This is a genomic window from Lactococcus sp. FSL W8-0209, assembly GCF_038006585.1.
Classification (GTDB): Bacteria; Bacillota; Bacilli; order Lactobacillales; family Streptococcaceae; genus Lactococcus; species Lactococcus lactis.
The window spans coordinates 2,170,433-2,195,677 of record NZ_JBBOVN010000001.1 but is presented as its reverse complement, the minus strand read 5'-3'; the positions used below and the strand labels follow the sequence as shown (position 1 = coordinate 2,195,677).

The following is a 25,245-nucleotide window of genomic DNA, read 5'->3' as shown; positions in this document are numbered from 1 at the left end:
CGTGTCAAAAGGAAAAAAATTTATTTTTATTTTGGCTGATTTATTCTTTCTCACCATTCTTATCCCCATATTATGGGATTACTTTAATTATATGAATTTTCGTTGGGAGCTTATGCCCACATCAGAAATTCCTTACATTGGGAATCATCTTTCCCAATATATATTTATCAGCTCTTCAATTTTAGGAGCATTATTGTTAATTTGTTTGCTGATTCTTATTTTTTATCCAAAAACTTATCAGGAAGTTCTACTAGATGATAAAACAGGAAATCTAACTTTAAAAGTTTCAGCAATCGAAGGATTGGTCAGAGAAATTGTTAGTAACAACGGTTATATCAGAAATCCAAAAATCAATGTGACTTTATATCAAGCCAAAATAAAAATTGATGTTAAAGGAGAAATTATTCCCAGAGTTGAGATTGTCGAAAAAACAAAAGAAATTGAGCAAGAAATTAAAGAAAGTATCCAAAATTTCTTTGGTATAAACTATGACTTAAAATTAAAAATAAAAGTTAGCTCACTTGCTGAAAATAAAAGTTCGACAAGTCGTCGTGTAGAGTAAGGAGGTGGAAATGAATCTTTTAGAAAGATATCGCTATCCGATAATTGGAGGAATAGTAGGTTTAATTATAGCTATTTGTATCTTCACAATCGGATTTTGGAAAATGATTCTTCTCTTCTTACTAATTGGCTTAGGAATTTTCGTTGGCCTTTATCTTAAACGTACGGGAATCATTGAACAACTGTTAAAGAAAAAATAAGAAAATACTAGGAGGAAATTATGGTACAAGAAAACACAAAAACAGAAGTAACTGAAGTTAAAGGTAGCTTGACTTACGAAGATAAAGTGATTCAAAAAATTGTTGGACTTGCCCTTGAATCTGTCAATGGACTATTGTCTGTCGATGGAGGATTTTTCTCAAATCTGACAGGAAAACTAGTAAATACAGATGATGTTACAGCAGGTGTCGGTGTAGAAGTTGGTAAAAAACAAGTTGCAGTGGACCTAAAAGTAGTCACAGAATACAAGAAGAATGTTCCTGATATTTATCAAAAAATTAAGGATGTCATTCGTAAAGAAGTTTCTGATATGACTGATTTAGAAGTTGTTGAAGTTAATGTTACAGTTGTTGATATTAAAACAAAAGAACAACAAAAAGATGATGAAAAAAGTTTACAAGATCGTGTGGTTGGCGCAGCTCAAACAACAGGGAAATTTACATCTGATCAAGTAGATAAAGTCAAAGAAAAAGTTGATGACATGGGTGATGATGCTCGTGTAAAATAAGAATCAATTTAACAAAAAAACTGACAAGATGTCAGTTTTTTTGTTACTTTCAAGAAAATTTTACTTTAAATAGAAAACGGTTAAGTATTATATATAGTACAAACGAATCATGAAAAGAGAGTGTTTTTAAGAAATTTAAGGAAAATCATCTGACGAAAGTCATTGACAGTCATTGACTACTAAGGGTATAATAGCTCTATGACAAAAAATGCAAGACAAACCGCACTCGATGTATTGAATGACATTTTTGGCAATGATGCTTATGCCAATATTTCATTGGATCGAAATTTGCGAGATTCTGAACTATCCACAGTTGATAAAGCTTTTGTGACTGCCCTTGTATATGGAGTGGTTTCTAAAAAAGATTTATTGGAGTGGCATATTACTCCCTTCTTGAAAAAAGAACCAAAACCTTGGGCAAAAATGCTCCTATTACTTACAGTTTATCAAATCTTATTTATGGATAAGGTCCCAACTTCGGCAGCAGTAGATGAAGCAGTCAAAATCGCTAAACGTCGTGATGGCCAAGCAACGGCTAACTTTATCAATGCTGTGTTACGCAATTTCATGCGTTCTGAACATCGAAATGAAGAACCAAAGGATTGGGAAACAAAATATTCAATGCCCAAACTTTTATTGGATAAAATGGTTCGTCAATTTGGTGGAAAAAGAACAGGAGAAATTTTAGAAAGTCTTGAAAAGCCAAGTCACGTTAGCTTACGAAGAATTGACCCAACCGTAGAAATTGCAGGATCGCGTGCTTCTCTACTGACAGAAAGTGCTCTAATTGCTGACAGTGGAAATTTTGCAATGACAGAAGAATTTCAATCTGGCAGAATTACGATTCAAGATGAAACAAGTCAATTAGTTGCCCCTCAACTTGATTTAGAAGGAACAGAAGAAGTTCTTGACGCTTGTGCAGCTCCTGGTGGTAAAAGTACTCATATGGCTCAATATTTAACAAGTGGCCATATCACAGCACTAGATTTATATGATCATAAACTTGATTTAATTAATCAAAATGCAGAGCGTCAACATGTTGCGGATAAAATTACTACTCAAAAAGCCGATGCGACAATGATTTTTGAAGAATTTGGTTCAGATAAATTTGACCGAATTCTTGTGGACGCTCCGTGTTCAGGTATTGGATTAATTCGACGCAAACCAGATATTCGCTATAGAAAAGAAAGTTCGGATTTTGTCGATTTACAAAAAATTCAGCTAGAAATTCTGAACAGCGCCTCGAAAAGCCTGAAAAAAAGTGGTATAATGGTATATAGTACTTGTACAATTTTTGATGAAGAGAACTTTGACGTTGTTCGTCAATTTCTAGAAAGTCATCCTAATTTTGAACAAGTTGAAATTTCTAGCGATAAGGCAGATATGATTAAAGAAGGATGTATTTTTATTACTCCAGAAATGTATCATACAGATGGCTTTTTCATCGCGAAATTTAAGAAAATAGGCGAATAACTGCTGACAAATATTTTTTTAATTCTGTCAGTAATTTTTAGACCTAAAAATAAAACTTTATTCTTGTTAAGGAGAAAAAGTGGAATACAGTATTTTATCAGATATCGGTTCAAAACGTAGTACTAATCAAGACTATGCCGGTACTTATGTCAACCGTGCAGGTTATCAGCTTTTTTTATTAGCTGATGGCATGGGAGGGCACAAAGCAGGTAATGTCGCAAGTAAACTTACCGTAGAAGATCTCGGCAAACTTTGGTCAGAGACATTTTTTGATGCGGGAACACCAGAAGCAACTCTTGAGATTTGGCTAAAAAACCAAGTTCGTAATGAAAATGAAAATATTGCCAGCCTTGGAAAACTTGATGAATACCAAGGAATGGGAACAACTCTTGAAGCCTTGGTTATTAAAGCAGGAATGCTCGTTTCTGCCCATGTAGGTGATAGTCGAACTTATTTAATGCGCGATGGTGAATTAAATAAAATAACCACAGACCATTCTTTAGTTCAAGAGCTTGTAGATGCAGGACAAATTACCGAAGAGGAAGCTGAAGTTCATCCGAATAAAAATATCATTACTCGTTCACTTGGGCAAACTAGTGAAGTTCAAGCAGATATTCAAGTTTTAGAACTTCAAGTTGGGGACATTATTTTGATGAACTCCGATGGTTTAACAAACATGGTTTCAACTACCGAAATTATGGAAGTTTTAGAGCGTGAAGATTTAACTTTAGATAATAAATCTGAAGCTTTAGTTCGTTTAGCCAATGAACATGGAGGTTTGGATAATATTACCGTCGTTTTGATTAAGTATGATGAAACGACAGAAAGCGAAACACCAGCGCAGGAGGTTAGTTGATGATTCAAATCGGTAAAATCTTTGCCGATCGTTATCGGATTATCAAAGAAATCGGACGCGGCGGAATGGCGAATGTTTATCAAGGTGAGGATACTTTTCTTGGTGACCGCTTGGTTGCAATAAAAGTGCTACGTTCAAATTTTGAAAATGATGACATCGCGATTGCTCGTTTTCAGCGAGAAGCATTCGCCATGGCAGAACTTTCACATCCAAATATCGTAGGTATTTCTGATGTTGGTGAATTTGAAAGTCAACAATACATTGTCATGGAATTTGTTGACGGCATGACACTTAAACAATACATCAATCAAAATGCACCTTTAGCCAATGATGAAGCTATTGAAATTATTACTGAAATTTTATCAGCAATGGACATGGCCCATTCACATGGTATTATTCACCGGGATTTAAAACCACAAAATGTTTTAGTTTCCAGTAGTGGAACTGTAAAAGTAACGGATTTTGGAATTGCGAAAGCACTCTCTGAAACTTCACTTACTCAAACAAATACAATGTTTGGTTCAGTTCATTATTTATCACCAGAGCAAGCGCGTGGCTCAAATGCAACTGTTCAATCAGATATTTATGCGATTGGAATTATTTTATTTGAACTTTTAACAGGTCAAATTCCCTTTGATGGAGATTCTGCAGTTGCTATTGCTCTAAAACATTTCCAAGAGAGTATTCCAAGCATCATTAATCTCAATCCAGAAGTTCCGCAAGCTTTGGAAAATGTTGTCATTAAAGCTACAGCGAAAGATATTAAAAATCGCTATACTGATGTAGAAGAAATGATGACTGATGTGGCAACTTCAACGAGTCTTGACCGTCGTGGGGAAGAAAAATTAGTTTTCAATAAGGATCATGATGAAACAAAAATTATGCCTGCCAATCTAATTAATCCTTATGACACCAAGCCTCTGATTGATAAAAAAGAAGATAATGATTCACAAACAGATGAAAAAGCTGCAAGCTCAGAAGTAGGAAATAAAAACAAAAAATCTAAAAAAGGCTTGATTATTGGTCTTGTTATCCTTCTTTTAGTTGTTGGCGGTGCTACTTTGGCTTGGGTTGTCTCAACACCAACTAATGTTAAGATACCTAATGTGACAAACTCGACACTTAGCCAAGCAAAAAGCAAAATTAAAGATGCAAAACTTAAAGTAGGAACAGTTCATAAACAACAAAGTTCAACGATTGCTGAAGGAAATGTTATCAAGACTGTCCCAACTAGTGGAACAACCGTGAGATCTAATAGCTCCGTTGATATTTATGTTTCTACGGGAAATGAAGATATCATCAAAATGAAGGACTTTGTCGGTGAAAAGATTGATGAGGCGATGGCAACATTACTTAAGGATTATGGTATTGATGAAAGCCAAGTCACTCAAACTTCCGTTCCTAGTGATTCTTACCCAGCAGGTACAATCATTAAACAAAGCCCTAAAAAAGGTTCTAGTTTTGATACCAAAGGGAGTGAAAAAATTACCTTTGAAGTTTCAAGTGGAAAACAAGTTGAAGTTCCGGATTATAAACCGAACGGTCAATATATGACTTATTCACAGTATCAAGCTGCTTTAAAAGCTGCAGGATTCACTAATATTACACTAGACCCTCAAGCAACAACGAGTCAACAAGCTGACGGTTATGTATATTCTGTTTATCCGACTGTTGGAGCGTCTGTTGATCCAACTCAAGAAATTGTAGTCACTTATAGCGTCTATACTGCTCCAAGTTCAAGTTCAACAACTTCTGAATCAACAACGACGCCTGAAACTTCGTCAAGCACAACTTCAAGTACTTCAAGCTCTACAACAAGTCAGCCGTCAACAGATAACAACAATAGCAACAAAGAATCTTCAACAACGTCATCAAGTAGTTGAGAAAAATAGACTAGGAATCTCGTGTTCCTAGTTTTTTGATAAATAAGTTAATTTACAAGAAGCTTGTAAAATTAGGCAAAAAAGTGTATCATGGTAGAGTAGTTTTTTACAACCCGTTCTTGGTTTCATGCTTGCCAAGCTGTCACTCGGACTGGGCAATACAAATAAAGGAGAAAAACTCATGGCAATTTCAAAAGAAAAAAAACAAGAAATCATCGCTCAATACGCTCGTAAAGAAGGCGATACTGGTTCACCTGAAGTACAAATCGCTGTATTGACTTGGGAAATTAACCACCTTAACGACCACATCAAATCTCATAAAAAAGACCACGCAACTCAACGTGGTTTGATGAAAAAAATCGGTCACCGTCGTAACCTTCTTGGATACCTTCGTGAAAAAGACGTTCAACGTTACCGTGAACTTATCGCTTCATTGGGACTTCGTCGTTAATAAAAAATGCCATATGGCATTTTTTATTTTATAAAATAAAAACTAAAAGGAGCATTTTCCTTCTAGTTTTTTTATTTTTAAAGATTTTTTTCTTTTTCGATAGTAGCGCTAATAGCATCAATAACTGTTCCGATAAAATGGTTTTGTTCTAAACTCACTACACCAGCGACAGTAGTTCCACCAGGACTTGAGACTTTATCAACTAATGACCAAGGATTTTCACTACTTTGGAGAATCATTTCAGCTGAAGCGCGAACCGTTTCGGCAACAATTGCTGTGGCTTGATCTTTAGGAATACCATGCAATACACCGGCACGTGCCATGGCATCAATGAACATATAAATAAAAGCAGGGCTTGAACCGGCAATTGCTGCAAATGTTGAAAAATCTTTTTCAGCAATTTCATGGACAGAACCAGTTGATTTAAAAATTTCTTGAACTGTAGCATAAGCAGAATCATCAACAAATTCATTTTTGACAATGGCTGATGTTGACTGACCGATTTGTGCATTGATATTTGGCATCACTCGGATGATCGGTTGATTTTCTGAATCAGCCAGATGTTTCAAGTCAGATAAAGTGAGTCCCGCAGCAATTGAAATTAATGTTTTATCTTTAGTTAAATGATTGATTAATTTACTTAAAACAGAGGGAAGTACTTGAGGTTTAACTGATAGAATGATAAAATCAGATTCTTGAACAAGTTCTTCATGATTACTTGCAGCCGTAACATTAAGAGTTTCCGCTTGATTTCGAGTTTTTGTTAAATTGTGTCCGGAAATAATGATTTTGAATTTATTTTTGTCAAGTCCAGAAATAATAGCTGTTGCCATTTTTCCAACTCCAATAAAACCTATTGTTTTCATAAATAAAATCCCTTCTTTTCTTTTCGTCCATTTTATCATAAAAAGTAATAATAAATCACTTTAGTAGCATCGTAAAATAAATCAGATTTTTTTTAAATCTTAGTACTAGCCTGTATATTTAGCGCATATTGAGAGGATTTGAATTAAAAAGATAACGAAAATGCCCCTTGATTATGGTATAATTAGGTAAACATTTTATTTTATTTGTAATAATAAAGGAGAAATCTATGAATAAATTCGCAATTGTCCTAGCGGCTGGTAAAGGAACTCGTATGAAATCAGCACTTCCGAAGGTCTTACATCAAGTGGCTGGAAAATCAATGCTTGCTCATGTTCTTACAAGTGTTTCTGAAGTAGAAATTGCTAAAAATGTAGTGATTGTTGGTCATGAAGCGGCTCGTGTAATTGCAACTTTACCAAAAGGGACTCAATTTGTGAAACAAGTTGAGCAATTGGGAACGGGTCATGCCGTTCGGATTGCTGCGGATTTATTAGCAAATGAAGATGGAGCAACTCTTGTTATTGCTGGTGATACACCATTAATTACTGGACAAACGTTAGAAGCACTTTTTGATTATCACTTTGCACAAAATGCAACAGCAACTATCTTGACAGCAATTGCACCAAATCCAACAGGATATGGACGAATTATTCGTGATGAAAATGGCTCAGTAGAAAAGATTGTTGAGCAAAAAGATGCGAATGATTTTGAAAAATCAATTACCGAAATTAATACTGGAACTTACATTTTTGATAATAAGTCACTTTTCAAAGCCTTGAATGAAATCACAACTGATAATGCCCAAGGAGAGTATTATTTAACAGATGTCATTGAAATTTTCAAAAAAGCTGGTCAAACGGTAGCGGCTCATATTCTTGATGATTTTGACGAAAGTTTAGGAGTTAATGACCGTGTTGCCCTTTCACAAGCTGAGTTGACGATGCGCAAACGAATCAATCATCAACATATGGTCAATGGTGTAACGCTTATTGACCCTGCGACAACTTATATTGACAGTGAAGTTAAGATTGGTGAAGAAACTGTGATTGAAGCAAATGTAACAATAAAAGGAAATACCTTTATTGGTAAAAATGTTTTGATTACAAATGGTAGCCGTATTGAAAATTCAGAAATTCATTCAAATTGTGAGATTCGTAATTCAACGGTTGAAGAAAGCAGAATGAGTGTTGGAAGTAATGTAGGGCCTTATGCTCACTTGCGTCCCGGAACTGTTTTGAGCGAAGAAGTTCATGTTGGAAACTTTGTCGAAATTAAAGGTTCAACGCTTGGTAAAGGTACAAAAGCTGGTCACTTAACTTATATTGGAAATGCAACGGTTGGTGAGAAAGTGAACTTTGGTGCTGGAACAATTACAGCAAACTTTGATGGTAAAAATAAATTCAATACTGAAATTGATGACTTTGCCTTTATTGGTTCGAATTCAACAATTATTGCTCCATTGCATATCGGTAAAAATGCCTTAACAGCAGCAGGCTCTGTTGTAACAGAAGATGTACCAGATGAAGCAGTTGAAATTGGACGTGGAAAACAAGTGAATAAACTTGGACGTGCTAAAAAAATGCCACATTATCGTGGTCAATAATTAACAAATAAAAGAAAGAGTTTCTCCTGAAGCTCTTTCCTTCGATTTTGATGAGAAAACTATTCTTTAAATTCTTTAAAGAAGTTTTCGGAAGAAAGGACACAATGTTAAATTTTGATGATAAAAAATTTGAAGAAAAAACTTTAGCTAGAGAAGAAATTTTTAGTGGGAAGATTTTTCATGTTGTAAAAGATGTAGTTTCTTTGTATGATGGGCAAGAGAGTTTTAGAGAACTTGTTTTTCATAATGGAGGAACAGCGATTGCACCTGTTCACAACAATAAGATGATTTTAGTTGGTCAATATCGTAAAGCATTGGAAAAATTTATTTTTGAAATTCCGGCAGGAAAACTTGAAAAAGGTGAAGAAAAAGATCCCAAAGCTGCGGCCTTAAGAGAGCTCGAAGAAGAGACTGGATATCTGGCGCAAGATTTGACAGAAATTACAGCTTTTTATGGGACACCCGGTTTTTCATCAGAGAAAACATTTGTCTATTTCTCATCAAATTTAACAAAAGTGGAACATCCAAAACCCGCTGATGATGGTGAATTTTTGGAACAAATTGAAGTCACTTTAAGCGAAGCAAAAAAAATGATTGAACTTGAACAAATTGCGGATGCAAAAACAATTATGGCTATTTGGTATTGGGAAATGCAATATTTGAAAAAGGAGCTTGAAAATAATGCCTAAACCTCTTTTAACAGATGAAGTAATTGAACAAGCAAAACAGGATAAGAAAAATCTTGAACGCAGATTGCAAAGAGAGCTTGAAGAAGATACTGAAATCGCTGAAAAATACGATAGTATTGAGAAAAATTTAAGCAAAAATGCTGTTTATAAAAGTCGAAGAATTGAAAATGCCAAGGCTCAAAAACGTGGGAAAGTAATTAATAAATGGCTTTTCATCGTTACATTAATTGTTGTTCTATTGGCAGTAGCTTTCTTTTTGTACTACTTTTAGAGAGTAAAAAGATTAGAAAAAAGGTAAAAAAATGAAAATAGGAATTATTTGTGCGATGGATGAAGAAATTCGCATACTTGTTGAAAACTTAGAAAATGCAGAAAAACATACTCGTCATGGTTTAGTTTTTCATACAGGTTCAATTGGCCGGCATGAAGTGGTCCTTGTCCAATCTGGAATTGGTAAAGTGATGTCTGCTTTGGCAGTTGGATTTTTGGTTGACATTTTTGATGTCGACGCCATTATCAATACCGGCTCAGCGGGAGCAGTTGCTCAAGGTTTAGCAATTGGTGATGTTGTGGTTGCTGATAAACTTGCTTATCATGATGTTGATGTTACTGCTTTTGGTTATGCTTATGGGCAAATGGCTCAACAACCTTTATACTTTGAATCAAGTAAGTATTTTGTTTCTGAATTGAAAAAAGTTTTAGAAAATGTGCATGTTGGATTGATTACTAGTTCGGATAGTTTTATCAGTAGCTCTAGTAAAATTGCTGAGATTAAAGAGCATTTTCCAGATGTTTTAGCCGTTGAAATGGAAGGGGCTTCTATTGCTCAAGCTGCAACAGCACTTGGAAAACCATTTGTAATTATTCGTGCGATGTCTGATACTGCTGACCATGATGCTAATGTTAATTTTGATAAATTTATTATTGAAGCAGGGAAAAAATCAGCTGAGGGCTTGATTCGTTTACTCGAAGAAATGGTATAAAATTGGAATCTATCTTTTGATAGATTTTTCTTTTTATGAGAACTAAGAGGAAGTGAAATGTGAAAAATCAAGGATAAAAGGTTAGAACTCTTAATTGAGGAAGTTAATATTTTTTTGAATAATGACCAATTGTTTGAGCACTGTTTGGCAGTAGCAAAGACGGCTGAGGCACTGACAGAAGAATTAACTGATTCTAATGAAAGACGTTCGCAAGCTTTTATTGCAGGACTTTTACATGATATTGGTGGAATTTATCCAAATGATCAAAGAGTAGAAAAAGCAGAAATTTTTAATATCGAATTACTGACAGAAGAGCGTGAATTTCCATTAATTATTCATCAGAAACTTTCTAAGTATTTGGCGAGCCAACATTTTAAAATTACTGATGAACAAGTTCTGTCAGCAATTGAATGTCATACTACCCTAAGAAAAAATTTTACAGAATTGGACTTGATTGTTTTTCTTGCTGACAAAATTAGCTGGGATGGTGGAGATAATGCGCCATTTAGGCAGGGATTACTGACAGCTCTGTCAGTAAATTTGCAAAGTGCGGCACTTTATTATATTAATTTCATTATTGATGATGGATTGAAAGTTGCCCACCCATGGCTTTTAGAAGCAAAGAAAGATTTAGAAAATCAGCTTTACTAGCTGATTTTTTTGATAATTTAGATTATAATAGAAGAATATAAAAAATAATAGAATATCATTATTAAAAATTGATAATGATTATTTTTATCGAAACTTTTGTCAGAAGTTTCGATTTATTGGGAGGTATTATGACAGTAACATCAGATTTCACACAAAAACTATACGAAAATTTTGCAGAAAATACAAAATTGCGTGCGGTAGAAAATGCCGTGACTAAAAATGGTTTGCTTTCATCACTCGAAGTCCGTGGTTCGCATGCTGCAAATTTGCCTGAGTTTTCAATTGACTTGACAAAAGACCCTGTAACGAATCAAAAACAATCTGGACGTTGCTGGATGTTTGCTGCTTTGAACACTTTCCGTCATAAATTTATCAATGAATTTAAAACAGAGGATTTTGAGTTTTCACAAGCTTACACTTTCTTCTGGGATAAATATGAAAAATCAAACTGGTTCATGGAACAAATTATTGGTGATATTGAAATGGACGATCGTCGTTTGAAATTCCTTTTACAAACACCACAACAAGATGGCGGCCAATGGGATATGATGGTTGCAATTTTTGAAAAATATGGAATTGTTCCCAAAGCTGTTTATCCTGAATCACAAGCTTCAAGTAGCTCACGTGAATTGAATCAATACTTGAATAAACTACTCCGTCAAGATGCTGAAATTTTGCGTTATACAATTGAGCAAGGTGGAGATGTTAAAGCAGTTAAAGAAGAACTTTTACAAGAAGTCTTTAATTTCCTTGCGGTAACTTTAGGTTTGCCACCACAAAATTTTGAATTTGCTTTTCGTGATAAAGATAATGAATACAAAAAATTTGTTGGTAGTCCAAAAGAATTTTACAATGAATATGTTGGAATTGATTTGAATAATTATGTGTCAGTAATCAATGCTCCAACTGCTGACAAACCTTATAATAAGAGCTACACAGTTGAGTTTCTTGGAAATGTTATCGGTGGTAAAGAAGTGAAACATTTGAATGTTGAAATGGACCGCTTTAAAAAATTGGCCATTGCCCAAATGCAAGCTGGTGAAACAGTTTGGTTTGGTTGTGACGTGGGTCAAGAATCAAATCGTTCAGCAGGACTTTTGACAATGGATTCTTATGATTTCAAATCTTCATTGGATATTGAATTTACTCAAAGCAAAGCAGGACGTCTTGATTATGGTGAGTCGTTGATGACGCATGCCATGGTTTTAGCGGGTGTTGATTTAGATGCTGACGGAAATTCAACTAAATGGAAAGTTGAAAATTCATGGGGTAAAGATGCCGGTCAAAAAGGATATTTTGTTGCCTCTGATGAATGGATGGATGAATATACTTATCAAATTGTTGTCCGTAAAGATCTTTTAACTGAAGAAGAATTGGCTGCTTACGAAGAGAAACCTCAAGTACTTCTACCATGGGACCCAATGGGTGCTTTAGCTTAATTTGCAAACAAAGAACATTTAACTTTAGGTTAAATGTTTTTTTATTGACTTAAAGTTCACTTCAAGTGTTAAAATAAAAGAATGAATATAAAAAAAGCTGCTGAATTATCGGGGATAAAAACAGATAATATAAGGTATTATGAAAGAATTGGGCTGATTCCTAAAATTACACGGACAGAATCTGGAATAAGAAATTTTACAGAAGCTAATATTAGAACTTTGAAATTTGTCAAACACATGCGAGATGCAGGTGTGCAAGTTGAACCTTTGACCCGTTATATGGCATTAGTGAATGAGGGAAATCCCGAAACGAAAGAAGAAAGAATTGAAATTTTGAAGAACCAGGTTGAACAATTGAGAACAGAAATTATTGAAAAGCAATCTGCCTTGGATTATTTGACATTCAAAATTGAAAATTATGATGAAGTGATGTTGCCAAATGAAATTAATTTGAACCAAAGTTCAAAAGAAACAATCAAGATTTAAATAGGAAAAGAATAAATGGAACTTCGATTATTAAAATATTTTTGGACAGTTGCAACTGCTGGAACAGTATCCAAAGCTGCTGAACAGTTATATATTACGCAGCCAACATTATCTAGACAAATTAAAGAACTTGAACGCGAACTAGATACACAACTTTTTATGCGTGATGGGAAAAAACTGATCTTAACTGAAGATGGACAATTTCTTAAAATTAAGGCTGAGGAAATTTTACAGCTGACCAGTAAAACAGTACAAGTTTTTGAAGACCGAAAAAATGCAGAATTATCTGGTCATCTGACGATTGGTGCTTTAGAAGGTTGGACAACTTCCAGTATCGCTAAAACGCTCCAAAGACTGACAAATAAATATCCATCAATTACTTTTACAATTTTGTCAGGGAATGCTGATGATATCAAATGGAAGATTGACAACGGACTAGTTGATGTTGGTTTTTTGTTAGAGCCAACATCAACTGAAAAATATAATGTTGAAAAAATTGGCTTTCCTGAACGTTGGATGATGCTCACTCAATCCGATTCAGAACTTGCAGAATTAGATGAAGTAAGTCCAGAAATATTTAAAAAGCAAAGAATATTAATTTCAGAACGACCAGAAGTTCGTCAATTTATAGCCGATTGGGCAGACTGCCAAGTGAGTGATTTAGAAATTATTGGCGGCTTTAATCTCGGTTTTCATCTTTTTGAAATTGCTCGTGCAGGAATTGGCGAAGCAGTTGTTACAGAAGGGGCGCTTATTCGAGATTATCCTGATTTAAAAGCTATTCCATTGAGTCCGGAAGTGAAAACTTTAAGTGTGCTTGCTTGGAAAAAAAATATTCCACTGACTCCTCTTACAAGAGCATTTATTAAGCAATATCTTCAAGATAATGAATAAAAAGTTACTGACAGAAATTAGAGCATATTTGTAAAGACTAAAGTGTCAACAGCTATTCTCAGACAGCTCTGTCAGTAACTTTTTTGTCAGTATTATGCTTACAAAGCATAATAAGAACTAAAATAAGCATTTCTAATCAGTGAATTTTTATTTTAAAATAAATCTATGAAAAATAAAAAAACATTTGGTCTTATCCTTTTTATTATTTTGTTTTCCTATTTCCTTATTTTAATGGATAACTCAATAATATTTACAAGTAGCTTAAAAATTTCTCAAGATTTAAAAATGAATGAATCAACTTTATCTTGGGTTTCTAATGCTTATACGATTACGTTTGGTGGTTTTCTTTTATTAGCAGGACGCCTGGGTGATTTATTAGGGCGAAAAATAATTTTCCTTCTTGGACTTTTCATTTTTGGATTTTCTAGTTTAGTTGTCGGTTTGTCAACTTCTTCAGAAATGATGATTATTGCCAGAGCAGTTCAAGGGATTGGTTCGGCTATTCTTGCTCCAACAAGTTTAGCTTTATTAATGGATACATATAAAGGGGATTTAAGAGTTAGAGCTATCTCATATTATGGAGCAACTGCGGGAATTGGCTCAAGTTTTGGACTTATTCTAGGTGGCTGGCTCACTTCGGCTCTTTCATGGCGTGTTGGCTTTTTATTAAATGTTCCTTTTAGTTTATTATTAATTATCCTAACTCTTGTTAATGTTCATCAAAGCGATATCAAAGCTAGCAAAATTGACTTTTTGGGAAGTTTTCTGTCAGTCCTTATCTCAGTCCTATTTGTTTTCGGAATTACGGTAAGTAATTTGTTCATCATTATCCTCTCATTCATTTTAATTATCTTATTTATACTTTGGGAAAAAAAGTTAACTTATGCATTAATTCCTTTAGAATTATTTAAAAATAAAGTACGGTCGGGTTCGTATGTTGCACGCTTTGCCTTTATGATGGCAATGTTGACTTACTGGTTTATTCTGCTACAGATTATGCAAAAAATGTATCATTTTTCACCATTGCAATCCGGACTTGCTTTTCTTCCTTTAACAATCGTAAATTTTATCGCGGCTCTTTTTCTTCCTAGATTAACTAGAGCATTAGGAAATAGTAAAGTAATGATCCTAGGACAAGTGATTTTACTGACAGGAATGATTTTGTCATTAGTTTCGCAACCAGAATGGGGATATTTCTATGCGATGATTTTTCAAATGATGATTATTGGATTAGGGCAAGGTTGGCTTCTTGCTCCGCTGACGGCAGCGGGAGTAGAAGAGGTCAGTCCAGAATTATCAGGAGCTGCATCAGGTTTGACAAATATGATGCATCAACTTGGAGGACCTGTTGGTTTATCTATTGTTGTGTTATTTAGCTCAAATATTGTTGACTTAAGTGCTTATTATCATTTGGTCATGGGATTCATCACCGCTTTTCTGTCAGTAGGCCTTCTTGTCTTAATTTTTACTAGACCAGACAATAATAAAAAATAAAAGGAGAAAAAATGCAAACAAAATTAACATTAAATGATGGCAATGTCATTCCCCAATTCGGTTTGGGACTTTATCAGCTTCCAGAAGGAACAGAAACGCAAAATATTGTAAAAACTGCCTTGGAATTAGGTTATCGTCATCTGGATACGGCACACGCTTATCAAAATGAAGCTTCTGTCGGTCAAGCAATTCAAGACTCAGAAATTTTAAATTCTGAAATCTGGATTACAAGCAAGCTTTGGCCTTCTGATTATGAGCAAGCACAAGAAGCAATTGAGCGAATGTTAAAACGTCTAAAAGTTGAACAAATTGATTTACTCTTATTGCATCAACAGGTTGGAAATTATCGAAAAGCATGGATTGCTTTAGAAAATGCTGTAAAAGAGGGAAAGGCGAAATCAATTGGAATTTCAAATTTTGATGGAGAAAGATTAATTGATTTATTTAATTTTGCTGATATCAAACCGAGTGTCATTCAAGTAGAAACTCATCCTTATCATCAACAAGTGGAATTACGGGAATTTTTGAAACCTTATGGTACAAAAATTGAAAGTTGGTATCCTCTGGGACATGGCGATAAAAACTTACTTGAAGAAAAAATATTTAAAAAAATGGCTAAAAAATATAATAAAACAGTCGCACAAATCATTTTGCGTTGGCATATTCAAGAGGGAATTATTGTTTTTCCACGCTCAACGCAAAAAGAACATTTAGCAGAAAATATAAATATTTTTGATTTTGAATTATCTTGCTCCGAAATAAAAGAAATTCGTAAGTTAAATAAAAAACAACCTTATTTTACGATGACCTATGAGGAGCAAGAAAAAAACTTTTTGTCATGGAAACTAGAAGACTAAAGCACAGATTCTCATGCTTTTATGCAAAAGTGATATACTTTAGAGAGTTAGAACTTTTAAAACAAAAAATAAAATCAAGCCTAGATGGTCTTGATTTTTTCTATATTTCATTGAAAAAAGGAGAATGTGATGAAAAAAATTGCAATTATTGGTGGCGGAATAATCGGTATGACCTTAGCCAATTATTTAGATACTGATAAATTTGATATTAGTCTTTTTGATGATGAAAAAAATCAGGCAACTAAAGCAAGTGCTGGGATTATTTCTCCTTGGCTTTCTAAAAGAAGAAATAAAAAATGGTATCAATTGGCAAAAGATGGTGCAGCTTTTTTTGAAAAAATGAAAAATGATTTTGAGTTAACTGAAGATGTTTATGAAAAATGTGGCACTCTTTTTTTGCGACAAAAATCAGACTTAATTGAGTTAGAAAAGTTGGCAATTGAAAGAAAAAAAGAAGCTCCCGAGATGGGTGAGATTAAGAGACTCTCGGAGGAAGAAACTGTTGCTTTATTTCCATTATTAAAACCAAGAGAAAGTTTGTATCTTTCAGGAGGTGCAAGATTAGATGGAAAAGCTTACTTATCGTCATTAAAAAAGCGAGCTCAAAAAAGAGGGGTCAAATTTTATTCAGAGCGGGCAACAATTGCTCGAGCGTTAGATAAATGGCAAGTCATTCATGAAGGTGTGACGGAAGTGGTAGATGATTTAGTTTTATGCCCGGGGCCAGCTTTAAAAGAACTTTTGGAATCAATTGGCACACAAGTGGATGTCAAGCCACAAAAAGGACAATTAATTTCATTTCAAACGGATTTTGAAACAAAAAATTGGCCAGTTTTATTTTTAGAAGGGGCTGCAGATATCATTCCCTTTCAACATGGTCAAGTTCTTTTGGGAGCAACCCATGAAAATGAAGAGGGTTGGGATTTGTCAGAGAGTCAGGAAGCTTTTGAAAGTTTGACAGAGGGGGTCAAATCTTACTTATCGGATACAAAACTAATTGACTTTCCATATCATTATCGTGTGGGAACACGTGCTTATTCTTCTGACTTTTCGCCTTTTTTTGGTCCGCACCCTGACTTTTCTTCATTAGCTTTTGCTAGCGCTTTGGGGTCATCTGGATTAACTACTGGTCCTTACATCGCCTATTTACTTGCCCAATATTTTAATCATCCAGAAATTTCTTGGGATAGTTCAAATTATCAAAAAGACATAAAAAATTATATTAATATAGAAAAAACGAGCAATTAAAAGGCTTATTATCACACTAAAAAATTATGTAAATCATCAGAAGAAGAACTTTTGGTGTTTTACATAATTTTTTTTGTCAGATACATAATGATCCAAAGTAACGAATTGAGTCAGGTTTTTTTGTCTAAAAATGATATAATGATTTCATGGAAAATACAGATTTGATTTACGGACTACATGCGGTCACGGAAGCTTTAAATGGAGACCTTGTCAACAAACTTTACGTTCAAGAAGATTTGCGTGGTAAAAATGTTGAAAAAATAAAAGAATTAGCACGACTAAAAAAAGTTAATATTTCATGGACACCCAAAACAGAATTAAATAAATTAACAGAAAACGGTGTTCACCAAGGCTTTATGGCAAGAGTGTCCGAATTTGCTTATGCAGATTTAGAAAAGATTCTCCCAGCATTAGCCGAGAAATCTGATGCCACAATTTTAATTTTAGATGAGTTAACAGATCCTCATAATTTAGGGTCAATTGCTCGGACAGCTGATGCTACAGGAGTCGATGCAATTATTATTCCTAAACACCGTGCAGTTGGAATTACTCCGACGGCTGTCAAAGCTTCAACTGGTGCTTTACAACACGTCCCTATTGTCCGTGTTACTAATCTTTCTCAGACCATGGATAAACTTAAAGCTGCTAATTTCTGGGTTTTTGGAACGGACATGGACGGCACAGTTTACAGTAAGTGGAATACCAAAGGTAAAGTTGCCTTGATTATCGGAAACGAAGGGCATGGAATTGGTCAAAATCTTAAAAAACAAGTTGACGAAATGATTACAATTCCAATGACAGGACACGTTCAAAGTTTAAATGCATCAGTAGCAGCAAGTATTTTGATGTACGAAATTTTTAGAAATCGACTATAAAAATTACTGATGAAAGCTTTAGCGCTTGGAATCATTAAAGCCCAAACGTATGACTAATCTGTCAGTAAATTCAAGAAATTATCAGCAAGTTGAAACAGCAGAAAGGATTATTATGACTTTTCAAATCATGACAGACTCAACAGCAGACCTGAGTCCGTATTATATTAAAAAACATCATCTTACAGTTTTGGGAATGACTGTAACTGTTGGAGAAGAAACTTATGAAACTATAGGTGAAGCCGCATTAGATAATTCCACGCTTCTTGCAGCAATAAAAAAAGGAGCTACTGTCCACACGTCCCAAATTAATTCAGGACAATTTTTAGAAGTTTTTAAAAAATTTGCATCTGCAGATGAAGAACTCCTTTACCTTGCTTTTTCGTCAGGACTTTCTGGGACTTATCAATCAGCTCTGATTGCTCAAGATATGGTTTTAGAAGAATTCCCTTCTGCAAAAATCACTGTTGTTGATACACTGGCAGCAGCTTCTGGAGAAGGTTTTCTTGTTGAAGAGACTGTAAAGTTGCGTGACTCTGGAAAAACACTGACAGAAACGCTTGAAGTTTTGTCAGATATTATTCCACGTTTACAAAGTCGCTTCATGGTTGACGACTTAAACCATTTGGCAAGAGGTGGAAGAATTCCTAAAGCTGTTGCTCTCGTTGGAACAATGGCAAATATCAAACCTCTTCTTGATGTTGACCCTGAGGGAAGACTTCGGCAAGTGACCAAAGTTCGAGGAAAGAAAAAAGCAATTAATCAACTCCTTGAAAAGAGTCTTGATGAGATGGATACAGCCTATCCCCGCCTACTTATCTCTTATTCTGGAACAGATGAAATAGCACAAGAAATTAAAAAACAAGCCATGCAAAAAAAGGGGATTAGTGATGTCGATGTTCGTCCACTTAGTCCAACAATTGTAACTCATACAGGTGACGGGACAATCGCAATTTTTTCAATAAGTAGAAAAAGTAGAGAATAATTCAATAAAAAACGAAAAAAATCACAGCTAAACTCTTGTTTTACTGTGATTTTATGTTAAAATAATTAATGAGTGTAATTGTATACAAAATTATCTGTACACTTACCTAATTTATTAAAAAAATATGAATCGTGATGTGTGAGGGAAAGGAGTCGCTTTTATGGCCAAAAGTGGACTTTATACAGGCGTAGATATCGGGACAAACACAATAAAGGTGCTTGTTGCTGAATACGTCTCAGGTGAAATGAATATAATCGGTGTCGGAAATGCAAAATCCGATGGCCTTAAAAATGGAATTATTGTAGATATTGAGAAGGTGGCACAAGCATTGCGTAAAGCTGTAAATGCTGCCGAAGAACGCGCAGGAATCACGATTGACAGAATTAACGTGAGCATCCCAGCGAATTCCCTCGAAATGGAACCTTGCCAAGGAATGGTTCCTATTGTCAGTGATACTAAAGAAATCACGGATAACGATGTTATTCAAGTTGTTCAAAATGCTTTGATGCGTGGGATTGTTCCTGAAAGAGAAATTATCGCTGTTGAAACGAAAGAGTTTACAGTTGATGGATTTACAGGTATTTCAGACCCTCGTGGAATGTTTGGTGTACGTCTTGAGATTCGTGGGGTCGTTTACACTGGACCTAAAACTCTTGTTCATAATGTTCGCAAAGTTGTTGAACGCGCAGGATTGCTCGTTGACAATATTGTAATTGCTCCTTTGGCAATGGCACAATATGTGCTTACAGAAGGTGAACGTGAGTTTGGAACAATCATGGTTGATTTGGGTGCTGGACAAACAACAGTTAGCATCGTTAAAGAACAATCATTAAGATTTACACATACTAGCCCCGAAGGTGGCGATTATGTAACTAAAGATATTTCAACAGTTCTTAACACCTCTGTTTCTGCAGCGGAAGATTTGAAAGTCAACTATGGTGAAGCAAGTACAGAACGTGCTAGCCAAGATGAGTACTTCCTTGTTGATGTTGTAGGTAAAGAAGAACCAGAACAAATTACAGAATATTATCTTTCACAAATTATTGAAGCACGTATGACTCAAGTTTTTAATCGTGTACGTCAAGATTTGGAACACGGACATACTTCAGAAACTCCTGGAGGTTTGATTTTGGTCGGTGGAACGGCTGCAATGCCTGGTGTTGTTGATTTAGCAACAAAAATCTTAGGAATAAATGCTCGACTTTTTGTTCCAGGCGAAATGGGATTACGTAATCCAGCATTTGCTCAAGTGATTAGTGTTGTTAATTACATTGGAAATCGTAGTGATATTGATATTTTAGTATCTCAAGCATTTTCTGGTGATTATGCTTATACGACGACAGAAGAAACTTATGTTGCTCCTGTTCCAACAATTACACCACAAGCAACAACAGTTGCTGACGTAGAAAATGATTTCTACGTTGAACCTCAGGCACGTCCAGTAGTAGCTCAAAAAGCTTCTGAGCCTGAAGAAGAAAAAGAAGGTCTCGTTGACCGTGCCAAGAATTTCTTTGGCAATCTCTTTGATTAATCTGAAAGTAAAAAACGGAGAAATAAAAACATGGAATTTTCATTTGATACAGACTTAACTTCTGGTGCTGTAATTAAAGTTATCGGTGTTGGTGGCGGTGGTGGTAATGCCATCAATCGTATGATTGAAGAAGGTGTTTCTGGCGTTGAATTTATCGCCGCTAATACTGACGTACAAGCATTGCGTAGCTCAAAAGCAGATACAGTTATTCAACTTGGGCCAAAATTGACTCGTGGTTTGGGTGCTGGTGCACAACCTGAAGTTGGTAAACGCGCAGCTGAAGAATCAGCTGAAACAGTATCACAAGCCCTTGAAGGCTCAGATATGATTTTCATCACTGCCGGTATGGGTGGTGGAACTGGTACAGGTGCTGCACCAGTTATCGCACAAATTGCTAAAGAACTTGGCGCTTTGACTGTGGGTGTTGTTACTCGTCCATTTGGTTTTGAAGGATCAAAACGTTCATACTTTGCAACTGAAGGAATTGAAGCTCTTCGTGCAAATGTTGATACACTTCTCATTATTTCAAACAATAACTTGCTTGAAATTGTTGATAAGAAAACTCCTTTAACTGAAGCTTTGCGTGAAGCTGATAATGTTTTACGTCAAGGTGTTCAAGGGGTAACTGACTTGATTACTAACCCAGGAATGATTAACCTTGACTTTGCCGATGTTAAAACAGTAATGGAAAACAAAGGTGATGCCCTTATGGGTATCGGTGTTGCGACTGGTGAAGAACGCGTTATTGAAGCAACTCGTAAAGCAATTTACTCACCACTTCTTGAAACTACAATCGAAGGCGCAGAAAATGTCCTTTTGAATGTTACTGGTGGTATGGATATGAGTTTGATTGAAGCACAAGATGCTTCAGAAATTGTTATCCAAGCAGCTGGTAATGATGTTAATATTATGTTGGGTACAGCGATTGACCCTAACCTTAAAGACGAAATCCGTGTAACAGTTGTTGCAACTGGTGTTGCTAAGGAAGATGCTGACGAAGCTTTGGGTTTGCAACCTGAACCACGTCGTCAACCTAACTTGACTCACAATTCTAATATGCAACATGCTCAAACAAGCCGTCCAATGCAAAGTCAACAACAAACGCAAGTGTCTCCACAAGGGCAAAATCAATCTTCTGCATTTGGAGATTGGGATATTCGTCGTGAAACTTCAACACGTCAAAACGTAAGTAACACACGTGATACTTCTTCAGTAACAAGTTTCGGCGGAGTTCCAACAACAGATGAAGATCTTGACACACCACCATTCTTCCGTAAAAACTAACCAATGACGATTAAAGAGAATGTTAAAAGAATACTGAGTAATGTAGATGCGGCAAAGGCTGCGTCTTCTTATTCTAATCAGTCAGTTTCAGTCGTCGCTGTGACCAAATCTGTTGATGCTAATCTTGCACGTGAAGTTTTTGAAAATGGAGTTTCACATTTAGCGGAAAATCGAACAGAACTTTTTTTGGAAAAATACGAAGCTCTTAAGGATTTAGAAATTACTTGGCATTTAATTGGTAATTTACAAAGACGTAAGGTTAAACAAGTTATTAATTATGTTGATTATTTCCATGCTTTAGATTCTCTGAAATTAGCACAGGAAATAAATAAACGTGCTGAACACACCATTAAATGTTTTATTGAACTTAACATTTCTGGTGAGGAAAGTAAACATGGATTTTCTGTCAATGAACTTATGGAAATATTACATGAGTTTTCTGAATTGGAAAATATTGAGATTGTTGGTTTGATGACAATGGCTCCGTTTGATGCGACTGAAAGTGAATGTAATGACATTTTTGGACGAATGAAAAAATTACAAGTTGAAATATCCGAAATGAATCTTTCAAGAATTCCTTGTACTGAATTAAGTATGGGAATGAGTAGAGATTATGAGATTGCCATTAAAAATGGTGCAACTTTTGTTCGAATCGGTACAGAATTTTTTAAAAATCTATAAGTCTTAAGATTAACGTAAACAACGGAGGAAAATATGGCATTTAAAGATTGGATGAATAATCTACGTGATTATTTTGTAGAGGATGATGAAGAGTTCAATGAACCTGCACGTCCTGTGCAAGAATCTAGGCCAACGGTGGCATCTACGCCAAAACCAAAGGTTGAGGAACGCAAAGCACAGCCGGAATATCAGACTCGTCGTCCTGCACAATCAACTTCAAAAGCACAAACACAAACAGCAGCGCCAAAACGCGCTGGTTCAACATTCACAAAACCTATGCCTGAAAAAATCGTACAACAACAAACCGTTTCACAATCTCAATCAGTGGCTGCAACGGTTTCTACTATTGCAATTAAAGAACCACGTGCCTATGCAGACATCATGGAATCAGCACGCATCGTGAAAAACGGTGAATGTGTCCTTGTTAATTTTAAATTTATGGGTGACGCCCAAGCGCGTCGTTCAATTGACTTCATGACTGGGGTGGTCTTTACTCTTGATGGTGATATTCAAAATGTTGGTGGTCAAATTTTCTTGATGACTCCAGCAAATATCACAGTCGATGCAGCGAAAGAAATGTCTATCTTAGCTGGTCAAAATTTTGAAAGTTACGATATTTACTAATGCTTATTACACTTACAATAATAAATTGGCTTTTACGCTTACTTGATGTTTATTCAATTATTCTAGTTATTTACGCCTTAATGAGTTGGATACCAACTCTTTATGGAACTTGGTTTGGACGTATAATTGTTAAAGTTTCTCGTCCCTACTTAAGTTTATTTGAAAATTTACCTTTACAATTTTGGGGATTAGATTTTTCAATCGTTATTGCTTTTATTGTTTTGAAATTTATTCAAAGATTTATTGTTATTGTATTTAACGGAGTATTCTATTGATTACTGAAAATGTCTATCAACACTTTCAAGAAAAGGAAAGGCATTTTATTGATCGTTGTTTAGAATGGATAAATCGAGTAGAAGAATCTTATTCGGTGATAAGTACATTTTTTCTTAATCCCCGAGAAGTGGATATTTTAAAAACACTGGCAAATAAGAGAAATGTTCAGATTTTTTCTAGTGAGGAACTAGCAAGAACGGAATTAGTCAAAATAATTTTGGCGCCAGATTTTTATGTTCTTGACAGAGAAGACTTTGATATTTCTTTGCTTGAAATTAATTATGCTTCAAAATTTGTAGAACTTTCACATTCCCAAGTCCTTGGAACTTTTTTGGGACAGGCTGGTGTTAAACGGCAAGAATTGGGTGATATTATTGTTAGTGACAATAAAATTCAAGTTTTTGTCAGTAAACATCTTGTTGAGAGTTTTAAAGCAATAGAAATAATTGGGCGAGCAGCGGTCAAAATTCAAGAAATTTCTTTGGAAAGCTTAGTTGAAGAAACAGATAAAGCTGTCAGAGAAGTTGTTCTTGTGGATAACTTAAGAGTTGATAAAATGATTGCAGTCGCTTTCAAAATTTCTCGCAATATTGCTACAAATATGTTAGAATCAAAGAAGGTTAAGGTTAATTACCTAGAAATTGATAAAAAAGATTTCTCTGTTGGTCTTGATGATTTGATTAGCGTTCGAGGTTTTGGGCGTATCAAAATATTAAGGATTTTAAATTTTACTAAAAAAGGAAAACAGAGAGTTGAAATAGAACTTATAAGAAATCGAAAAAAATAGATTCTAAGATGAAAATCAGATTTATAAGATTTTCTAAGGATAAAGAGGAGTGATTGATGACATTAAATAGTTTAGATGTTCAAAACAAAACTTTTAATCCACAATTTCGCGGCTTCAGTAAACATGAAGTTGATGAATTTTTGGATATCGTTGTTCGAGATTATGATGAATTCGCTCAAACAATTAAAGATCAAGAACGAGAATTAAAGGCATTACGCGAACGCGTGAAATATTTTGATGACATGAAAGATTCACTGAACAAGTCAATTGTTGTTGCTCAAGATGCTGCTGATAATCTTCGTGAACAAGCCAAAAGTGAAGCTGATACGCTTAGAATTAATTCTGAAAAAGAATCTGCTGATATTATTGCAAATGCAGGACAAAAGAGTTCTTTAATTATTGAAGCGGCTAAAAAAGAAGCTGGATTTATTTTGAATGCTGCTTCTGATGATGCTCGTAAATTAGTACGTGATACTGATGATTTGAAACGTAAAATGCGTCTCTATCACCAACGAATGACTTCAATTATTGAAAATCAACTTGCGTCTATTCAATCGGATGACTGGGCTGAAATCTTTAGACCTACTCAAGATTATGCAATCAATCCTGAAGAAAAATTGCAATCAATCATTGAAGAACATTTGGAAAATGCTGAAACTACTTTGGCAAAAACCCAAGCAATTAAACCTTTAACAGATGAAGATATTGCACAAGCAAATGAAACATCTGATGAACCTGAAACAGAAACAATTGTTTCAGAGGAAATTGTTGTTGAAACCGAAGTACCTGACGAAGTAAAAGAAGAAGTAGAAATTACTGACGAAGCTAATACTACTGATGATTCTAACGAAGAGTCAGAAGTTGAAGCTCCAAAAGCAGATGATTCAGAAATTTTCCCAGAATTAGATTCAAAAGCACCAGCTGAAACAGCTGAGGTTGTTGAAAAAGATAATCAAGAAACAATTGATTTAAGCGAATTAAAAAATTAAAAATCAGACCAAGATAAGAAAAAATATAATTCAAGCAAGCGAGTGATGATGGAA

Annotated in this window: 28 protein-coding genes; 27 read left to right on the top strand and 1 reads right to left on the bottom strand. The window is 35.0% G+C overall.

Annotated features, from left to right (window positions below; translation table 11 throughout):
- Position 1 precedes the first annotated feature (1 nt).
- The 7 genes from amaP to rpsO all read left to right on the top strand — a co-directional run bounded on the left by amaP (position 2) and on the right by rpsO (position 5,951).
- Positions 2-562 carry an alkaline shock response membrane anchor protein AmaP gene (amaP, locus tag MKX45_RS10845; protein ID WP_128267987.1) on the top strand — a complete coding sequence of 187 codons (561 nt, stop codon included), beginning with the start codon at positions 2-4 and terminating at the stop codon, positions 560-562.
- Between the two features lie 10 nt (positions 563-572).
- A complete protein-coding gene (locus MKX45_RS10840; RefSeq protein ID WP_057720520.1) occupies positions 573-761 on the top strand; it encodes a DUF2273 domain-containing protein in 189 nt (62 codons plus the stop codon).
- Between the two features lie 20 nt (positions 762-781).
- Positions 782-1,288, top strand: a complete 507-nt coding sequence (locus tag MKX45_RS10835) for an Asp23/Gls24 family envelope stress response protein (protein ID WP_012898444.1) — start codon at positions 782-784, stop codon at positions 1,286-1,288.
- A 198-nt stretch (positions 1,289-1,486) separates the two neighbouring features.
- A complete protein-coding gene (gene rsmB / locus MKX45_RS10830) occupies positions 1,487-2,761 on the top strand; it encodes a 16S rRNA (cytosine(967)-C(5))-methyltransferase RsmB (RefSeq protein ID WP_057720519.1) in 1,275 nt (424 codons plus the stop codon).
- A gap of 79 nt (positions 2,762-2,840) precedes the next feature.
- On the top strand, positions 2,841-3,617 hold the full coding sequence (locus tag MKX45_RS10825) for a Stp1/IreP family PP2C-type Ser/Thr phosphatase (RefSeq protein WP_057720518.1): 777 nt from the start codon (positions 2,841-2,843) through the stop codon (positions 3,615-3,617).
- Positions 3,617-5,500 carry a Stk1 family PASTA domain-containing Ser/Thr kinase gene (gene pknB, locus MKX45_RS10820; protein ID WP_340817196.1) on the top strand — a complete coding sequence of 628 codons (1,884 nt, stop codon included), beginning with the start codon at positions 3,617-3,619 and terminating at the stop codon, positions 5,498-5,500. Before MKX45_RS10825 ends, pknB begins: the two co-directional genes overlap by 1 nt.
- Positions 5,501-5,681: 181 nt before the next feature.
- Positions 5,682-5,951, top strand: a complete 270-nt coding sequence (gene rpsO / locus MKX45_RS10815; protein WP_015427039.1) for a 30S ribosomal protein S15 — start codon at positions 5,682-5,684, stop codon at positions 5,949-5,951.
- A 77-nt stretch (positions 5,952-6,028) separates the two neighbouring features.
- On the opposite strand, the gene proC is transcribed toward rpsO, so the two are convergent.
- A complete protein-coding gene (gene proC / locus MKX45_RS10810) occupies positions 6,029-6,817 on the bottom strand; it encodes a pyrroline-5-carboxylate reductase (RefSeq protein WP_057720516.1) in 789 nt (262 codons plus the stop codon).
- A 227-nt stretch (positions 6,818-7,044) separates the two neighbouring features.
- Here proC and glmU point away from each other — a divergent pair, with 227 nt between their 5' ends.
- From glmU to MKX45_RS10710, 20 genes are all read left to right on the top strand, one after another.
- Complete coding sequence (glmU, locus tag MKX45_RS10805; protein WP_057720515.1) at positions 7,045-8,421, top strand: bifunctional UDP-N-acetylglucosamine diphosphorylase/glucosamine-1-phosphate N-acetyltransferase GlmU; 1,377 nt, start codon at positions 7,045-7,047, stop codon at positions 8,419-8,421.
- A gap of 104 nt (positions 8,422-8,525) precedes the next feature.
- Complete coding sequence (locus MKX45_RS10800) at positions 8,526-9,110, top strand: NUDIX hydrolase (protein WP_057720514.1); 585 nt, start codon at positions 8,526-8,528, stop codon at positions 9,108-9,110.
- Complete coding sequence (macP, locus tag MKX45_RS10795; RefSeq protein ID WP_015427035.1) at positions 9,103-9,381, top strand: cell wall synthase accessory phosphoprotein MacP; 279 nt, start codon at positions 9,103-9,105, stop codon at positions 9,379-9,381. The genes MKX45_RS10800 and macP overlap by 8 nt, the downstream gene beginning before the upstream one ends.
- 31 nt (positions 9,382-9,412) lie before the next feature.
- The gene (locus tag MKX45_RS10790) at positions 9,413-10,093 is read left to right on the top strand and encodes a 5'-methylthioadenosine/adenosylhomocysteine nucleosidase (RefSeq protein ID WP_012898438.1); all 681 of its coding nucleotides are present in this window, start codon (positions 9,413-9,415) and stop codon (positions 10,091-10,093) included.
- A gap of 114 nt (positions 10,094-10,207) precedes the next feature.
- Positions 10,208-10,744: a bis(5'-nucleosyl)-tetraphosphatase (symmetrical) YqeK gene (gene yqeK / locus MKX45_RS10785; protein ID WP_445667036.1), complete on the top strand. Its 537-nt coding sequence runs from the start codon at positions 10,208-10,210 to the stop codon at positions 10,742-10,744.
- 128 nt (positions 10,745-10,872) lie between these two features.
- Entirely contained in the window at positions 10,873-12,183 is a 1,311-nt protein-coding gene (pepC, locus tag MKX45_RS10780) for an aminopeptidase C (RefSeq protein ID WP_340817193.1), read from the top strand.
- Between the two features lie 81 nt (positions 12,184-12,264).
- A complete protein-coding gene (locus tag MKX45_RS10775) occupies positions 12,265-12,669 on the top strand; it encodes a MerR family transcriptional regulator (RefSeq protein ID WP_003130788.1) in 405 nt (134 codons plus the stop codon).
- Positions 12,670-12,684: 15 nt separating this feature from the next.
- A complete protein-coding gene (locus MKX45_RS10770) occupies positions 12,685-13,563 on the top strand; it encodes a LysR family transcriptional regulator (RefSeq protein WP_057720511.1) in 879 nt (292 codons plus the stop codon).
- A gap of 165 nt (positions 13,564-13,728) precedes the next feature.
- Positions 13,729-15,057, top strand: coding sequence for an MFS transporter (locus MKX45_RS10765; protein WP_340817191.1), 1,329 nt, complete (start codon positions 13,729-13,731; stop codon positions 15,055-15,057).
- Between the two features lie 11 nt (positions 15,058-15,068).
- Positions 15,069-15,914, top strand: a complete 846-nt coding sequence (locus MKX45_RS10760) for an aldo/keto reductase (protein ID WP_057720509.1) — start codon at positions 15,069-15,071, stop codon at positions 15,912-15,914.
- A gap of 129 nt (positions 15,915-16,043) precedes the next feature.
- On the top strand, positions 16,044-17,162 hold the full coding sequence (locus MKX45_RS10755) for an NAD(P)/FAD-dependent oxidoreductase (RefSeq protein ID WP_057720508.1): 1,119 nt from the start codon (positions 16,044-16,046) through the stop codon (positions 17,160-17,162).
- Positions 17,163-17,308: 146 nt separating this feature from the next.
- Positions 17,309-18,037, top strand: a complete 729-nt coding sequence (gene rlmB, locus MKX45_RS10750) for a 23S rRNA (guanosine(2251)-2'-O)-methyltransferase RlmB (RefSeq protein WP_057720507.1) — start codon at positions 17,309-17,311, stop codon at positions 18,035-18,037.
- Positions 18,038-18,149: 112 nt separating this feature from the next.
- Entirely contained in the window at positions 18,150-19,019 is an 870-nt protein-coding gene (locus tag MKX45_RS10745; RefSeq protein WP_042230783.1) for a DegV family protein, read from the top strand.
- Between the two features lie 160 nt (positions 19,020-19,179).
- Positions 19,180-20,550 (top strand): cell division protein FtsA, encoded by a 1,371-nt coding sequence (gene ftsA, locus MKX45_RS10740; protein ID WP_003132393.1) that lies wholly within the window; start codon positions 19,180-19,182, stop codon positions 20,548-20,550.
- A 30-nt stretch (positions 20,551-20,580) separates the two neighbouring features.
- Positions 20,581-21,834, top strand: coding sequence for a cell division protein FtsZ (ftsZ, locus tag MKX45_RS10735; protein WP_057720506.1), 1,254 nt, complete (start codon positions 20,581-20,583; stop codon positions 21,832-21,834).
- A gap of 3 nt (positions 21,835-21,837) precedes the next feature.
- A complete protein-coding gene (locus MKX45_RS10730; protein ID WP_015427025.1) occupies positions 21,838-22,515 on the top strand; it encodes a YggS family pyridoxal phosphate-dependent enzyme in 678 nt (225 codons plus the stop codon).
- A gap of 33 nt (positions 22,516-22,548) precedes the next feature.
- Positions 22,549-23,139 carry a cell division protein SepF gene (locus tag MKX45_RS10725; RefSeq protein WP_003132390.1) on the top strand — a complete coding sequence of 197 codons (591 nt, stop codon included), beginning with the start codon at positions 22,549-22,551 and terminating at the stop codon, positions 23,137-23,139.
- Complete coding sequence (locus MKX45_RS10720) at positions 23,139-23,414, top strand: YggT family protein (protein ID WP_010906174.1); 276 nt, start codon at positions 23,139-23,141, stop codon at positions 23,412-23,414. Before MKX45_RS10725 ends, MKX45_RS10720 begins: the two co-directional genes overlap by 1 nt.
- Positions 23,411-24,202, top strand: coding sequence for a YlmH family RNA-binding protein (locus tag MKX45_RS10715; protein WP_340817190.1), 792 nt, complete (start codon positions 23,411-23,413; stop codon positions 24,200-24,202). The genes MKX45_RS10720 and MKX45_RS10715 overlap by 4 nt, the downstream gene beginning before the upstream one ends.
- A 56-nt stretch (positions 24,203-24,258) precedes the next feature.
- Positions 24,259-25,191: a DivIVA domain-containing protein gene (locus MKX45_RS10710; RefSeq protein WP_015427023.1), complete on the top strand. Its 933-nt coding sequence runs from the start codon at positions 24,259-24,261 to the stop codon at positions 25,189-25,191.
- The last annotated feature ends 54 nt before the right edge of the window (positions 25,192-25,245 follow it).

Excerpts from the sequence above, each read along its gene's own strand:
- MKX45_RS10760 (WP_057720509.1), top strand. The coding sequence starts at position 15,069 with ATGCAAACAAAATTAACATTAAATGATGGCAATGTCATTCCCCAATTC.
- MKX45_RS10790 (WP_012898438.1), top strand. The coding sequence starts at position 9,413 with ATGAAAATAGGAATTATTTGTGCGATGGATGAAGAAATTCGCATACTT.
- MKX45_RS10730 (WP_015427025.1), top strand. The coding sequence starts at position 21,838 with ATGACGATTAAAGAGAATGTTAAAAGAATACTGAGTAATGTAGATGCG.
- macP (WP_015427035.1), top strand. The coding sequence starts at position 9,103 with ATGCCTAAACCTCTTTTAACAGATGAAGTAATTGAACAAGCAAAACAG.
- ftsA (WP_003132393.1), top strand. The coding sequence starts at position 19,180 with ATGGCCAAAAGTGGACTTTATACAGGCGTAGATATCGGGACAAACACA.
- ftsZ (WP_057720506.1), top strand. The coding sequence starts at position 20,581 with ATGGAATTTTCATTTGATACAGACTTAACTTCTGGTGCTGTAATTAAA.
- MKX45_RS10720 (WP_010906174.1), top strand. The coding sequence starts at position 23,139 with ATGCTTATTACACTTACAATAATAAATTGGCTTTTACGCTTACTTGAT.
- MKX45_RS10770 (WP_057720511.1), top strand. The coding sequence starts at position 12,685 with ATGGAACTTCGATTATTAAAATATTTTTGGACAGTTGCAACTGCTGGA.
- glmU (WP_057720515.1), top strand. The coding sequence starts at position 7,045 with ATGAATAAATTCGCAATTGTCCTAGCGGCTGGTAAAGGAACTCGTATG.
- proC (WP_057720516.1), bottom strand. The coding sequence starts at position 6,817 with ATGAAAACAATAGGTTTTATTGGAGTTGGAAAAATGGCAACAGCTATT.
- MKX45_RS10755 (WP_057720508.1), top strand. The coding sequence starts at position 16,044 with ATGAAAAAAATTGCAATTATTGGTGGCGGAATAATCGGTATGACCTTA.
- rlmB (WP_057720507.1), top strand. The coding sequence starts at position 17,309 with ATGGAAAATACAGATTTGATTTACGGACTACATGCGGTCACGGAAGCT.
- pepC (WP_340817193.1), top strand. The coding sequence starts at position 10,873 with ATGACAGTAACATCAGATTTCACACAAAAACTATACGAAAATTTTGCA.
- MKX45_RS10840 (WP_057720520.1), top strand. The coding sequence starts at position 573 with ATGAATCTTTTAGAAAGATATCGCTATCCGATAATTGGAGGAATAGTA.
- MKX45_RS10775 (WP_003130788.1), top strand. The coding sequence starts at position 12,265 with ATGAATATAAAAAAAGCTGCTGAATTATCGGGGATAAAAACAGATAAT.
- MKX45_RS10765 (WP_340817191.1), top strand. The coding sequence starts at position 13,729 with ATGAAAAATAAAAAAACATTTGGTCTTATCCTTTTTATTATTTTGTTT.
- MKX45_RS10800 (WP_057720514.1), top strand. The coding sequence starts at position 8,526 with ATGTTAAATTTTGATGATAAAAAATTTGAAGAAAAAACTTTAGCTAGA.
- MKX45_RS10725 (WP_003132390.1), top strand. The coding sequence starts at position 22,549 with ATGGCATTTAAAGATTGGATGAATAATCTACGTGATTATTTTGTAGAG.
- pknB (WP_340817196.1), top strand. The coding sequence starts at position 3,617 with ATGATTCAAATCGGTAAAATCTTTGCCGATCGTTATCGGATTATCAAA.
- rsmB (WP_057720519.1), top strand. The coding sequence starts at position 1,487 with ATGACAAAAAATGCAAGACAAACCGCACTCGATGTATTGAATGACATT.
- MKX45_RS10710 (WP_015427023.1), top strand. The coding sequence starts at position 24,259 with ATGACATTAAATAGTTTAGATGTTCAAAACAAAACTTTTAATCCACAA.
- MKX45_RS10835 (WP_012898444.1), top strand. The coding sequence starts at position 782 with ATGGTACAAGAAAACACAAAAACAGAAGTAACTGAAGTTAAAGGTAGC.
- rpsO (WP_015427039.1), top strand. The coding sequence starts at position 5,682 with ATGGCAATTTCAAAAGAAAAAAAACAAGAAATCATCGCTCAATACGCT.
- MKX45_RS10745 (WP_042230783.1), top strand. The coding sequence starts at position 18,150 with ATGACTTTTCAAATCATGACAGACTCAACAGCAGACCTGAGTCCGTAT.